Below are 14,746 nucleotides of genomic sequence, written 5' to 3' on the forward strand. Positions count from 1 at the left end.
CCTCCCTTTTTTTGTCGAACTGTAAACAAGATAAGATGGATCCGCTCTTGCCCAGCAGCCATCGGCCATCCGCTGCCCGTGTTGGCATCGAAGCGGCTCCGGCCAAGCAATGGGATTTGACAAAAGGGGGCACCGGCCAGGATATGATCACTTCCACAACGACCTGGTGGAATGGAAACATTATACTGGGCGGCTACTCCGACTCCCCCGCAACGGGCGATAAACAATCTAATCCTGCTTATGGGGGACTGGATTACTGGATTATCCAACTCGAGCCCAACGGAACACTGTTGGGACGGAAAACCTTGGGCGGCTCCGGCGATGATTACTTAACGGCCGTCGCCACCGGTACCGACCGGGGGTTATTAGTGGGCGGCTATTCCAACTCTTCCTTTTCGCAGTACAAAAGTGAACCCTGTAGAGGCTCTATGGATTATTATATTGTCAAGTTGTCGGCAGGGGGCATGGTTCAATGGAACCGGACACTTGGCGGCTCTAAACAGGATGTCTTAAGCTCCATCGTGGCCACCAGCGATGGCGGATTCCTGCTGGCAGGCTCGTCGGCTTCTCCCGCAGGTGGCGATAAAACCCAGAACAGCCAGGGTGGGCTGGATTACTGGGTTGTCAAAATCGACGCGAAGGGCAACAAACAATGGGACAAAACCATTGGTGGTCCCAACGATGACCATTTAACCTCCTTAGTAGCCACAAACGATGGTGGATTTTTATTAGGTGGGTATTCTCTATCGGGTCTGGGTGGGGATAAAAGCCGGCCCGGTAATGGTCGGCAGGATGTCTGGTTCGTCAAGATTGATGCCAACGGGCGTAAACTGTGGGACAAGAGCTTTGGAGGAGATGGCGCTGATATGATCGCCGAGAACTCCATCGTAAAAACGGCAGATGGGGGCTTTGTGTTAGGTGGGTATACACACATAGAGAACGATCCATACCAGGGGGCATTAAACCTGTGCTGGGTGTATCGTATCGACGCCAATGGAAACGAAGTGTGGCTGCAAGGCTTGGGGCAGGGAACATGGTTCAGCTTACTTCGCTTATTGCCGCACCTGACGGGGGTTTTCTGGCGGGAGGTTCGATGCCCGTCAGTGGCAACAACCTGGATTATTGGATCATGAAGCTCGACGATGGCGGGAATCATCAATGGCACAAAACAGTAGGCGGCAAAGGTCAGGATCTGTTAGCCAGCCTGACGCTTACCCGCGATAACGGAATTGTCGCGGCAGGGTCTTCGACCTCCCCCATCAGTGGGGATAAAAGCAGTGCTCCCCGGCAGCGTAACGCAGACGGTTTGGTTTATTCGGAAATGGATTACTGGATTATCAAGCTGCTATAAGGTGCTACCAGGACCAGCCTCCCTGACCCATATACGGAATGCGGAGCATCACTATACATGCCCGTTTTTAAGCCCTTTTCACTCTACTCCTGACGTTCGACTACAAGGAAAGCCGTTTAGCTGGCAAAAACCGCCTTCGCGGAGTAAAATGGCCAATTTGTGCCAGTGAATTGGCCAATCGGTGCTAACCCTTCAAAGGCTCCTGCTCCTAGTTTTGCCCCATACTCCGGTGGCCTTAAACCCACAGGAGGTCTTCTTTCATCCTTTTTCGTTCTACAAACCAATGCCACTCTCTTTACACGTAAAATCTCTTTTCAATCGACTGCGGCAAAGCGGTCTGCTCGGCTGGGCCCTGGTTCTGGCCGCCACCAGCAGTCTGAGCTATGCCCATGTTCCGGTCAGCAACCCCGGAGACCAGCCTATCGGTAGCTATGCGCCTGACCGGCGGGCACACGACGCTGACTTGGTCCCGGCAGAAGATAACACGGCGGAAGGTCCCAGTTACAGCCGCTTCACCAACCGCACTCTGGCCAATTTTAGAGTGTATGGGGTATACGCCCAGGGCAATACCGTCTATGCCGCGACCAGTGGGGGGCTAAGCATCTCGACCAATGGTGGACAACACTTCACTAACCGCACCACCGATCACGGATTAGGCCATAATAGAGTGTATGGAGTATATACCCAGGGCAACACCGTCTATGCTGCGACCTATCGGGGGCTGAGCATCTCGACCGATGGCGGGCAACACTTTACTACCCGCACCACCGCCGACGGATTAGGCTATAAAAGAGTGTATGGAGTATATGCCCAGGGCAACACCATCTATGCCGCGACGGAGGGGGGGCTGAGCATCTCGACCGATGGGGGGCAACGCTTCACTAACTACACCACCGCCGACGGATTAGGCCGAAATGTAGTGCTAGGGGTATACGTCCAGGACAACACCGTCTATGCCGCGACTGAGGGGGGGCTTTCGCTGGGAATGCCCAGTCCTACGCTGACCGACCTGACGGCCAGCCCCGGCAGCGTCTGCGCCGGTCAGCCGATCCGCTTCTCGGCCAGCATGAGCCACACCAGTGGCCCCTACAGCTACACGCTGGCCGGGGGCGGCTCCTCCCTCAGCGGCACCAGCAGTTCTGGCGACTTCAACCAGACGCTGACAGCGGTCAACGCAGGCCAGCAAACCTTCACGCTAACCGTCCAAGCCAGCACCGGCTCGGCGGTGGCCACTACTTCGCTGACGGTGGGCAGTCACCCCGACTACCAGCCCCTGGTGGATCTTTACAACAGCACCAACGGACCGGGCTGGACCAACCAGACCAACTGGCTCAGTGGCTGTGATCCCTGCAATGGCTGGTATGGGGTGAAGTGCTCCGGGGGACGCGTGACGGAATTAAGTTTATCCAAAAATGGATTGGATGGCCGGATTCCGGAGAGTATCGGCAATCTGACCAATCTGCAAAGATTAAGCTTCTACATCAATCAGTTAAGTGGTACTATCCCCGCCAGTTTAAGCAAGCTGACCAACCTGCAAACATTAATGCTTAGCTATAATCAGCTGAGTGGCAGTATTCCAGAAAGTGTCGGCAAGCTGACCAACCTGCAAAGTTTACAGCTCGAGCATAACCAGTTAAGTGGCCCGATCCCTTCGAGCCTGGGCAATCTGATCAACGTGACTTATCTACGCTTAGACCACAATCAACTCAGTGGCCCTATTCCCGAGAGTCTGGGTAGTTTGGGTAGTAAGACCCGCGTACATACGATAGACCTCAGCAACAATCAACTCAGTGGCTGCTACCCGGCCAGCCTGTCGGCTTTTTGCCGCGCTACCGATAAATTTTTTTATAACAATGCGGGCCTGCCGGATGGGGGGAGTATGGAAGGTTTCCGAACCTTCTGTGCAACCGGAAATGGCATCCACCCCGACTACCAGCCTCTGGTAGATCTTTACAACAGCACCAACGGACCGGGCTGGACCAACCAGACCAACTGGCTCAGTGGCTGTGATCCCTGCCGCTGGCAGGGCGTCACCTGCTCAGAAGGGCGTGTTACGGGCTTAAGCTTACGGGGCAATGGAATAAGCGGGACGATCCCCGAGAGCCTGAGCAGTCTGACCAACCTGCAACAGTTGCTGCTGGACAACAACCAATTAAGTGGCAGTATCCCCACCAGCCTAGGTAACCTGACTCAGTTGCAATCGCTGCTGCTCAACAACAACCAGTTCACCGGCAGCATCCCCACCAGTTTGGGCAATTTGACTAACCTGGAGTACCTCTACCTCTACGGCAATCAGCTCAGTGGGAGCATCCCCGAGAGTCTGGGTAATCTGACCCGGTTGCAGTATCTGATGCTGGACCGAAATCAGCTCAGTGGCCCGATCCCTGCGAGTCTGGCCAATCTGACCCGTCTGAAAGAGCTACTGCTGCAAAATAATCAATTGAGTGGCTGTTATCCAGCTAGTCTAACGGCACTGTGTGGGATTCAAACCAAGAATTTCAGCGGCAATGTGGGCTTACCGGATAAAGGGAGTGAAGCCGGTTTCTCAGCTTTCTGTGCGACGGGAAAAGGCAGTGATGCTTTTGTGCCCACCGCAACGGCCAGTGTCTCCTCCCTCTGTGTGGGAGGGGTTGTCAGCCTGAGCACAACCGGAGGAAGCACCTATAGCTGGACAGCACCTACGGGAGCGGTACTGACCGGCAGTGCCAGCAGTTCAGTCGTCTCGGCCAGTCTGACAGCACCAGGTGAGCAGACCTTCACGGTGGTTGTGAACCAAGGTGGGACCTGTAGCCAGACGGCCACCGTCACGGTGACAGCCGACAGCCAGCCGCCAATGGCGAGTCTAACCACCAGCGGGGAGATCAGTTGTACCAATCCCTCGATTACGTTAACGGCTATGCCTGCTACCGGTTTTACGTATGCCTTTAGCTCAGGAACCACCCAGCTTGATGGTGGTAACACCGCAAAAGTCACTCAGGCGGGCGCTTACTCGGTCGTACTCACCTCGCCGAATGGCTGTACGGCCACGGCTTCGGTAGAGGTGACGGGTAGTTGTGTGCCGACCCTTGCTAAGCTCAGCGTCTGGCACCAGGATGGTGACAACAACCAGCCCCAGAATAATACCATCAAACCCACTCTGCAACTGGTCAACGAAGGCACCGCTCCCATTCCCTACTCCGAGATCACCCTGCGCTACTGGCTGACGGTGGAGGACTTTGCTCCTCTGACCAACCTGACGGTTTACAGCGCCCCGCTGGGCACCGATAAAGTCCGGATGAAGTATGTTCAATTGGATCAGCCTCGCCAGGGGGCCCTGGGCTATGTTGAGTACAGCTTTGATGCCTCGGCTGGTCATCTGGCTGCGGGTGCTAGCTCAGGGCCGATTCAAAGCGGCATCGGCAAACAGAATTTGACGTATCTCAACGAGTCGGATGACTACTCTTACAGCAAGAACACCAGCTTGACCAAAACCCAGAAGATCACCCTCTACTTAAACGGTAAGCTGCTTGGAGGGCAGGAGCCACCGACCGTCAGTCCGGTCCAGAAGCTGAAGGTGGCTTCCCAGAACCGTAGCGCGGCCACCACTAACTCGATCAATACGTACGTGAAGCTCTACAACGAAGGCAACCGGCCCATCTCCTACCAGTACCTGACAATCGTTTACTGGCTGACGGCCGACAGTCCCGCCCCGTTGAACTTCCTGCTGGATTATGCCTGGCTGGGTCAGGCCAACCTAAAGGGCAAGCTGGTGCGGATTCCCAATGCCCTGGAAGCGGCCGACAGCTACCTGGAGATCAGCTTCGATGCGGGCCTGGGTCAGCTATATCCCTTCAGCAACACGGGGGACATCCAGTACCGGCTGACCAAATCCGACGGCAGCGTGTTCTACCAGCCGGGGGATTACTCTTACCAGTCGGCCAATTCGATGCTCGACAACAGCCGTATGAGCGTGTATCTGGATGGGGTTCGGGTGTATGGCTCCGAACCGCCCTTCCCCTCCTCGCCCTACTCCCCGCCCTCGCCGGCCTCTCCTAAAGCCCGGCTGGCAGCAGACGAGTCAGGGCAGGAGTTGAAGGTAACGGTCCTGGGTAACCCGATTCAGGGAGATGATCTGGTGGTGGAGGTCGAAGGCGCCCAGGGGCAGCCCTTACGCCTGCTGCTAACCGATCTGCAAGGGCGCATCATTGGGCAGCACCAGGTGATGGGACAATCCGCCAAGGAGCGTCATGTGCTGTCAGTGGCGGGTCAATCACCGGGTACACTACTGCTCCGGGTGAGCACGCCCACCCAGTTTCAAACCCTCAAAGTGATTAAAGTTCAATAGTCCTTACCATGATCAGCGTTCGCAATGAATCCGTTGCGAACGCTGATCAACCGGTTTTCAACCCGATCGCCCTGCTGGCATGAACGCTCCCTTCAAGTGCTCGGATTCAGCTGATGGATGTCGTGTATTACCCTGAAATACCCTTACAGCATTGAGTCAAGTTCTGCTCCGTGATTGATCGAAACCGGCTCATGGAACAGGTTTGGGGGAGGGAGCCGTCTGAATGTGTTTGTTTCTCGCCTACGAAAAAGCTCCAGCCAGCCTCCACAGTACGCATTGTCAATAGTCACGGAAGAAGGTATAAGCTGGAAATCGACTCGCCCAAAGGCCAGGGCAGGATGGCTGATTAGACAGCTGTAGGCACCGATAGATAGCAGAATCGTGTACAAGATATCATCTCACAAAAGGCTCCCGCTTGAGACAAACTATTCTTGTGGTTTCGGGATGAAAAGTGAAACGTCAATGAGCTATGGCTAGCGATAAGACACCTTGTCTGCGCTGTTTGTAAACAGCCAAATCATGAGCAAAGGCGGCATCCAAATCAGTTAGCCACACGCCTTTCCCGTTTATCCATACCTTAGGGTTGAGGGTTCGAATTTTGGGGGTCACTTCGCGCCAAGGGTTTATTTTCTCTTCCACAAAACGAACCGGTCTACGGAGTTGAGCCAATTGACGTTGTATATCTGTCTCTGGTGAATTAGAAAGTTTGTCCCATAGTTTCTGATCCGTCAGCCAGACATCCGCTTCGCAGATGGCCGAAAGCTGTAAGCCAGTTTGAATCAACTGGGCCATTAATTCATATAAGCCAATAGCTTGTCTATTCGACCAACACTGCTCATCGGCTCGCATATAGGTATAGCCTAACCATTGAGCAGTTGAGATGTCATCAACACAGATCTGGTTATCCTGCACCGTCAAATGGCTGATTGCCTGGCTCACTTCGGCAGCGGTCAGTAAGCCCAAAGCCATGCCGTCGCGGAAAAAGTAGTCAAGACGGTCAGTGCAAAGGGCTGGAGCGGGTTGTTCTAAAATTGGGTACGCTTCTTCATGGACAAACTCATGCCAGTTGTAGCCATACTTGGCTAAAATGGGTGGGATATCCGACTGTTGCAGATACTGCTCTTTCATTCGCTCATGATAGCTCTGACCGGTAGGTTCCCGGAAGACGTGATCAATCACATGTGAAAAAGCGGTGTGGCTGATATCATGCAGTAAGGCCGCAATCTGCTCCTTTAGGGGCGCATTCAGCTTCTGGCTGAGCAGCATCACTCCAACTGAATGCTGGAAGCGGGTGATGGGCGGAGTGATCTTTAAAAAGCCTGTGATACCATGTTGCAAGATCTGGTTCAGGCGTTGAAAGGCTTGGGTGTTGATCAGCTCAAGCAGGACGGGTTCTTGGATGAAAACCTGTCCGTACACAGAATCCTGGTCGTGCATTGGCAATAAGCGGGAAATTTCGCAATTCGTTGGTGCGCAAAACTAAGCTATTTAGGCACTACCATCCAATGGAAGTTGTCAATATGTTGAGCCATCGTGGAGCGTTTCGGAGGAACAACGAAACGAGGTGCCAAATGATACCCTAGATTTCAAGCAGTAGTTTTTGGTTTCAATAAATGCTCTTAGCTTTTACGATCCTGATACGATGATCGGTGCCCAATCCATCCCAACTTTCAGACGTTTAATGAATTGAATAATACAAAAGCAGTTACCCGCGTAATACGGCCCTTCTATGAACCCAAATTGAATAGGTTTGCTTGAATTCCTTTTTGATCGTCTCCAGTTTATCGCTATTGCGGGCGATCAGCGCCCGATCTTGCTTTTCTTTCAACCTGAAAAATTTGCGAAACCGAATGGTTGCGCCTATATTTGCAACCATTCGGTTTCGCAAAATGAAAATTCAATCCCATGAGACGAGATATTTTTCAGGCAATAGCCGACCCCACAAGGCGGGCAATTATCGCCCTGCTTGCCTGGCAGGCAATGACACCCAACGCCATTGCGGAAAACTTCAACACGACCCGACAAGCTGTTTCCAAACACCTTCGCATCCTCACCGAATGTGAACTGGTGAAGCCGCAACAGCAAGGCCGGGAGATCTACTATTCACTCGAAGTTGAAAAAATAAAAGAGATCGATCAGTGGATAAACCAATTCAGGAAAATTTGGGAAACTCGGTTTAATCAACTGGACGACGTATTAGCAACCCTCAAAACACAATCAAAATGAATGATTTCACCGTTGACAAAACAACAAAAACAGTAACCTTTTCCCGAGAATTTGATGCCGAGCTTTCGTTGGTATGGGATGCGTACACGAAGCCCGAAATTCTTGATCAATGGTGGGCGCCCAAACCCTGGACCTCAAAAACAAAATTTATGGATTTTGAAGTGGGCGGCCGACGGTTTTATGCGATGGTAAGCCCGGAAGGAGAAGAGCGGTGGGCAATTCAAAAATATACGTCCATTAGTCCCAAAACCAACTTTAAATTGTTGAATGCTTTTGCCGACAAAGATGAAAACCCAGCATTGCCCGGTTCGGAGTGGGATTTAACGTTCAGCGAGCAAAACAGGAAGACAACCGTACGGATCCGTATTTATAATGAATCGCTTGTCCGCTTAGAGAAGATGCTTGAAATGGGTTTTAAAGAAGGAACGGCTATGACAATGAAAAACCTGGACGAGTTATTGGCAACGTTATCGCAACAAAAGTAAAGCGTATGCTTTATGGTTGAGTTTGTCAGCTATTTAATATGACCCGATCAGATTAGAAACCTAAAACGTGGATTCTCAATAAACCCTCCTGCTTGAGACGAAGACGACTTTCAGTGGACGTGCAACAGTATACTGGAGATTTTTTCAAGCACTCATTTGAGAGGTGTAACAATACGATTCCTGTTGAGCAGGAGTTCGGTAATTCAAGCTTGCATGTCTCCGCCGACGATTATACCGCCGGAAAGTCAGCATGGTTATTTTAGGATTTATTCCCAAATGTGCTAAAATCCGTATCCAGTCAATTGTAGCAAGTCCATTCCTCTTTTCCCCTAAAAAAACAAACCCGGTGAAGCTCACCGGGCTGTTCTCGTTGTTTGCTTGCCTTACGTTATTCACTTATGGAACTTTCAGTAGTTTCCGGCGCTGGATGCGGAGCCCCTCCCCTACTTCAAGCAGGTACAATCCGGGTGCTAAATCAGGGCCTGGTTTAATAAGTTGCCTCGACTCAACATCTTTTAACTCAAAGACCTTCCGGCCCATGCCGTCATAAAGTACCACCGGAAGTAGGCCCTGTCTACCGGTCTCCAGCGTAAATGAGCTTTGAAAGGGATTGGGATACACTACCGGCAGCACGTTATCAGCCGATTCGGGGCTTTGCTGCACCGTTAAGCGGGCTGCCGGTGCCTGATTCACCACAGAGAAGTTGATGGTCAACGGTGTACCAGCGGTTCCAGCAGCCCCCGCCCCCGTGTAGGGCGTGACCGTCAGGCTGTAACTGCCCAGCGCCGGGATCCAGGGCTTGTAGTCTCCATTGGTATCCCCAAACAGGGCATAGGGCGCCCCCGTCTCAGTCTGTGTACGGCTTTGCTTGCCACTGAGCACCATCTTGACCGAACCCACCGTCACCGGGTTGGTGTTGGCCCGGATGTTGAGATTCTTGGTGGGCAGACTGGCCAGGTTGAGCACCTCACCCGGTGTGAGCAGCTTGATCTCCTGATCGTTGTCGGCATTCATCAGACTCAGACTCACCACGCTCTGGGGCACGACTGGTGCGGGGAGAACCGTTACCCCCATGACCTCCTGAGCCACTAAAGCCGGTGTGCCGCTGTCGGTCACTTTGACCGTCAGGCTATACGTTCCCGTGGTGGTGGGCGTCCAGCTAAAAGCACCACTGCTGGCATTGATGCTGGCCCCACCGGCACCCGTCACGCTGTAGGTCAGCGTCTGGGCAGGTACATCGCTGTCGGTGGCCTGGGCCGTGAAGCTCAGGGGCTGTCCGACGGTGACTGTCTTGCTGCCAATGGACGATAAGACCGGGGCCGTGTTGACCACGGGTGTGGTGATGGTCAGCACGAAGCTGCCACTGACACTGCCGCCTTTGCCATCACTGGCCGTTACCTGCACCGTCAGGCTGGCGGGACTACCACCAGGCGGTGTGCCGCTGAAGCTGCGGGTGGAAGCCGTAAAGCTCAACCAGGCTGGCAAAGCCGCATTGGTGGCCAGCGAAGCAGTGTAGGTGAGAGCATCTCCATCGGGGTCGGTGAAACTGGCAGCGTCAAAACTATAAGTAAAGCCACTGCCAACCGGGGCCTTCTGGTCCACTAAGGCTTTGGCTAGCACCGGCGGGCGGTTGGCAGATGGCGCCTGACTAACCACAGAGAAGTTGATGGTCAACGGTGTACCAGCGGTTCCAGCAGCCCCCGCCCCCGTGTAGGGCGTGACCGTCAGGCTGTAACTGCCCAGCGCCGGGATCCAGGGCTTGTAGTCTCCATTGGTATCCCCAAACAGGGCATAGGGCGCCCCCGTCTCGGTCTGCGTCCGGCTTTGCTTACCACTGAGCACCATCTTGACCGAACCCACCGTCACCGGGTTGGTGTTGGCCCGGATGTTGAGATTCTTGGTGGGCAGACTGGCCAGATTAAGCACCTCACCCGGTGTGAGCAGCTTGATCTCCTGATCGTTGTCGGCATTCATCAGACTCAGACTCACCACGCTCTGGGGCACGACTGGTGCGGGGAGAACCGTTACCCCCATGACCTCCTGAGCCACTAAAGCCGGTGTGCCGCTGTCGGTCACTTTGACCGTCAGGCTATACGTTCCCGTGGTGGTGGGCGTCCAGCTAAAAGCACCACTGCTGGCATTGATGCTGGCCCCACCGGCACCCGTCACGCTGTAGGTCAGCGTCTGGGCAGGTACATCGCTGTCGGTGGCCTGGGCCGTGAAGCTCAGGGGCTGCCCCACCGTGGCGGTTTTGCTGCCAATAGCTGATAAGACCGGGGCCGTGTTGGCGCCTACGGCTTGCCCACTCAGTGCGATACTGGTGCTTCCACCCGAACCCGAGTGGGTCAGCGTTAAGGTTGCCGTTTTACTGCCGACCGTCACTGGCTTGAACCCTATATTGAGTACCACCTGTTGGCCAACTGGCAGTACAAAGGGCAACGGAAAAGGAGACTGGAATGTAAATTCATTACTGCCGGAGAGGGCGATATTTGTGATCAGCAGCGCCTGATTTCCTGTCGTATTGGTTAACGTAAAAGAACTGCTTTGGGTCGTTGCGATCACCGCCGTTCCTACATTAACTGTCGGAGGTGCGCTCAATTGGCTTTGCGTCAACGGTGTTCCGGTAGGCGTGGTAGCTCCCGCTTTAAAAAACGCTTCCTGTGAACTCAAGACAGGAGAGCCACCCTGAGCACCCGAACCCGCCACAATATAAATGCCTCCGTTGTTAACAATTGCCTGCGTTGCCTGCCGGGCCTGTTGCAGGTCAGCAAACCGTTGCCATTTTCCTGTCGTTGGATTCAACGCTTCGGTTTCCCCATGCGCTGCTGGTCGATTACTTTCTCCACCAATGACGACAATTTCCCCATCCAGGACGACGGTTGTTGTCCCCGCCCGCTGGGTGGGAATCGGATCGGCGGTGGTAGACCACTGCCCGGTAGTGAAATTGTAAATATCTACCTCTGCGACTGTTAACATGAATGTCTGCCCGGTGTTGTGTGACGTACGACGCCCCCCGGCGGCATAGAATTTGTCTCCAATGACGGCGGCCTGAAAATGATCGCGAGCATGAGGAGCATCGGGCAGTATTCTCCAGGTGTTGGTAGCTGGATCATATTCATCAAACCAGGCAACGTACCCGTTGTCATGTCCTTTGGTATTTCCCCCGGCCAGATAAAGCTTGTTGTTATAGGCCGCTAATGCCGCCGTGCCCCGGCGTCGGGCGACCGGTATTTCTGGGCCCTGGAACCACTGATTAGCATTGGGGTCATAAATATAAATATGAGGAATGAACGGTTCGGTTGGGTAATTTCCCGTTAAAGCCCCAATTACATAAATGAGTCCCTCTAACGTAACGCCCTGGAAATGGTGCATTTCGATAGGTGTCGGAGCCGCATTCGTCCAGCTACGGGTTACTGGATTGTAGAGTTGTACCGGTTTTATCCCCCGGCCTCCGAGGAGGACAAACCGGTCGCCAGCTTGTACATACGCGGCCTCCTGCCGAGCGGTGGGTTGCCCGGAGGTGGGTAAAATGGTCTGCCAGTTGCCGATGGTAATGGTAATCACAAAGCTATCACTTATGGTTCCCCCCTTACCATCATTGGCCGTGACCTTCACTGTCAGGCTGGCTGCACCGGAAGGAGTTCCGTTGAACGTGCGGCTGTTACTGTCAAAACTTAACCAACCCGGCAACGCCGAATTATCCTCCAGACTGGCGCTGAACGTCAGCGTGTCCCCGTCCGGATCAGAAAAAGCCGTGCTGCTAACCTGACAACTAAATCCAGTACCTACCGTCGCTTTATGATCGGGCAAGGCACTGGCCACTATCGGTGGGCTATTGGGTGAGGAAGGATTAACCGTCACCAAAATGACCTCCTGGGCGGTTAAAGCGGGAGAACCGTTATCCATCACAGTAACGGTCAAACTGAACGTGCCGGTGGTGGTGGGCGTCCAGCTGAATAGACCCGAACTGGCGTTGATGGTAGCCGAAGCCGGACCCACGATGCTGTACGTCAGGGTTTGCGCCGGACTGTCACTATCGGTAGCCTGAGCGGTAAACGTCAGCGGCTGCCCCACCGTCGCGGTTTTACTACCAATGACCGACAGGACTGGAGATGTGTTGACGGTCTCCGGGGTTACACGGATAAAATCCCAGGTTGCCGTGAAGGATGTCGAATTTAGAGATGTGCACACGAGTCCCACCGCCAACGCCCGTATGCCCTGAAGGGACTCCCGCAAAAGGCCCCCAACTGCGATGGGAGGACCTAGATTCACCAGTGCTCCTCCATCTTTCGCATACCGGGGCTGCACAAGCCCCGTCACCTTGTCTACCGACAGATATACGTCCAGCGTTCCCATTGGTAACCCTCCGGGTAATGAATAGGTGTTACTTGTTGCTACTCCGTTATTTTCATATGTCACTTCAATACCGCCCATTCCCCCATCGGCTGCCAGTGCTATTTTCAGGTAATTGTCCTGATCACCTACGCCTATGTATAAGCCCTGCGATTGGTGATACTGCGGAGTCCGGTTATTGAAGAAAGGTCCTAGCAAGCGGGTTTGCACCCTAAACGGACCCGGTGTACTGTTGGTATTGATGCCAAACTGAAAACCGTTTTCCTGCGTATTTACGGCCTGGTGAGGGTCGCCCGCGGTGGCATCAACCACCGAAAAAGCACCAACCGCTCCGCCAGCTACCAGGTTCTGATCGTCAAACAGGTCCAGGTAATCAATTCCCGTCACCTTTGGTAGCATCAGACCCGTGAAGCCCAAGCCAAACAAACCCGTGCCCGGATCGTTGTTAAATAATTCATAGTTGATCGGCAGCGTGGTAGTCATCCCATTGCTGGCATCCAGCGGGAAGTAGTCCGCATCGTCTGCCAGCGAATCATTGTCATCATCGGGATCGTTTAAGTCCGACACCTTATCACCGTCCGCATCACTGGGCCGACTTGAGGCCGAACAGGGGTTGGAAGCATTATCGATCTCATCGGCATTGCTGTAACCATCCCCATCATCGTCAAATGCCGTGCTGTAAGCCGCCACGCACTCCCCTCCGCCCCCGCTATTTTGGGGTTCAAAGACATAAATCTGGCTTTGCAGGTAACACACCACCCAGACCGTACCGGGGAAAATGTCGTTATCGCCCTGAGCGGTGATGTCCAGTGGCTGTGAGCCAAAGTTGGAAGCAAACGGCAGGTCCAGGTTTTTCTTCTTGGCTCCCAGGCTGTTGGTCACCCCCGTACCACTGGCATTCAGGGTGATCTTCTGTACCGTACCGTCGAAAGACGCCAGCAGTAAATGACCTTTTAATGTATTATTGAAACTGGAAGCCGTATACTCGGTAATCCCGTTGGTGGATACCGTATAGGTCAGTAAGGCGTTGTCTTTTTCACCCGGATTCTGAAAATCGCCTTCAATGGGATGGGCCATGCTGACCGGCACTGGCGGCCAGTCCGAAGGCAGCGGATTAGGGCCGCTCGTGCTGGTGCGCCATACCCCACTCGTACCATTGTGGGTGTACAAACCCGCCCCCGCCGGGTTGGCCCGGATCGGGTGCGGGTGGCCCCCGTAGAAACTGCCCGGAATGTAATTATTCAGATCTCCCACATAGTGAAAGTTGTCCAGGTTGTTGACCTTGGGATCATTCGGACCCGAACCCGTCGAACCCGGCTCGCCCGTCACATAGTTGTTGGTGGCCGTACCCACCCCCTCACTGGCTGGATGACCACCCCAGCCCGGGTTGGCCCCGTTGTCGGTCACATACATCTTGCGGGCTTTGGTGATCACCAGATCAAACGCATTGCGAAACCCTGTGGCAAACACCTGCACCGGACCACCCGCTACCAGCTTAGCCTGGTTCAAGCCGTCGTTGCCCCCAAAGGGATCATTGGCATCGGGGTTGCCCGCCCGGTCGGGATCATCCAGGGTGGGCAGATCATACTTGTAAGCCGTGTTGCCACTGCCCCGCGTGGGCAGTGCTTCAATCACCGCCAAGTCAATCGAGAGCACACAGGCCGCCAGGGCATACTCGGGTGTATAGGCAAAGTTGGTTGAGGGGCTACCCGCATTGGTGTGGCCCCCCACCACCAGGTAGAGCTTGTTGCCATCCAGTTGCAGGCCATTGGTGGCATGGTTCTCCTCCGAGCGGGGCAGCCCCCGGACCAGGTCCACTTTCTGCCAGCCGGTGGGGGTTTTGGTCAGTTTGGAGACGATGCCCGAGTTGGTGTCCAGGTTCAGATCACCCTCGGGTCCGCCCATGCGGCTATCGCTGGAGCTGACGTAGAGGATGGGGTTGGTGGCGGTACCGGTGACCAGCAGACCAGTGACCTGTCGGGTGGTGACGGAGGGAGCCAGGGAGCC

At 54.2% G+C, this 14,746-nt stretch carries 7 protein-coding genes; 5 read left to right on the forward strand and 2 right to left on the reverse strand.

Translation table 11 applies throughout. From position 1 onward, the window contains the following. The first annotated feature begins 35 nt into the window (after nt 1-35). The 3 genes from LX87_RS22415 (at nt 36) to LX87_RS22425 (ending at nt 5,675) form a co-directional block, all read left to right on the forward strand. On the forward strand, nt 36-1,133 hold the full coding sequence (locus LX87_RS22415; RefSeq protein WP_146624534.1) for a hypothetical protein: 1,098 nt from the start codon (nt 36-38) through the stop codon (nt 1,131-1,133). Beyond that, nucleotides 1,130-1,351: a hypothetical protein gene (locus tag LX87_RS22420; protein WP_111630544.1), complete on the forward strand. Its 222-nt coding sequence runs from the start codon at nt 1,130-1,132 to the stop codon at nt 1,349-1,351. The genes LX87_RS22415 and LX87_RS22420 overlap by 4 nt, the downstream gene beginning before the upstream one ends. A gap of 283 nt (nt 1,352-1,634) precedes the next feature. Next, nucleotides 1,635-5,675 (forward strand): cellulose binding domain-containing protein, encoded by a 4,041-nt coding sequence (locus LX87_RS22425; protein ID WP_111630545.1) that lies wholly within the window; start codon nt 1,635-1,637, stop codon nt 5,673-5,675. 459 nt (nt 5,676-6,134) lie between these two features. Here LX87_RS22425 and LX87_RS22430 read toward each other — a convergent pair whose 3' ends face one another. After that, a complete protein-coding gene (locus LX87_RS22430; RefSeq protein ID WP_111630546.1) occupies nt 6,135-7,112 on the reverse strand; it encodes an HD domain-containing protein in 978 nt (325 codons plus the stop codon). A gap of 468 nt (nt 7,113-7,580) precedes the next feature. On the opposite strand from LX87_RS22430, the gene LX87_RS22435 reads away from it, so the two are divergent. Beyond that, the gene (locus LX87_RS22435; protein ID WP_111630547.1) at nt 7,581-7,901 is read left to right on the forward strand and encodes an ArsR/SmtB family transcription factor; all 321 of its coding nucleotides are present in this window, start codon (nt 7,581-7,583) and stop codon (nt 7,899-7,901) included. Beyond that, nucleotides 7,898-8,386 (forward strand): SRPBCC family protein, encoded by a 489-nt coding sequence (locus LX87_RS22440; RefSeq protein ID WP_111630548.1) that lies wholly within the window; start codon nt 7,898-7,900, stop codon nt 8,384-8,386. The genes LX87_RS22435 and LX87_RS22440 overlap by 4 nt, the downstream gene beginning before the upstream one ends. Before the next feature lie 396 nt (nt 8,387-8,782). On the opposite strand, the gene LX87_RS22445 is transcribed toward LX87_RS22440, so the two are convergent. Further along, the coding region (locus tag LX87_RS22445; RefSeq protein ID WP_211325354.1) for a putative Ig domain-containing protein at nt 8,783-14,746 on the reverse strand (5,964 nt) is incomplete at its 5' end.

The sequence above is a fragment of the Larkinella arboricola genome (assembly GCF_003259745.1).
Classification (GTDB): Bacteria; Bacteroidota; Bacteroidia; order Cytophagales; family Spirosomataceae; genus Larkinella; species Larkinella arboricola.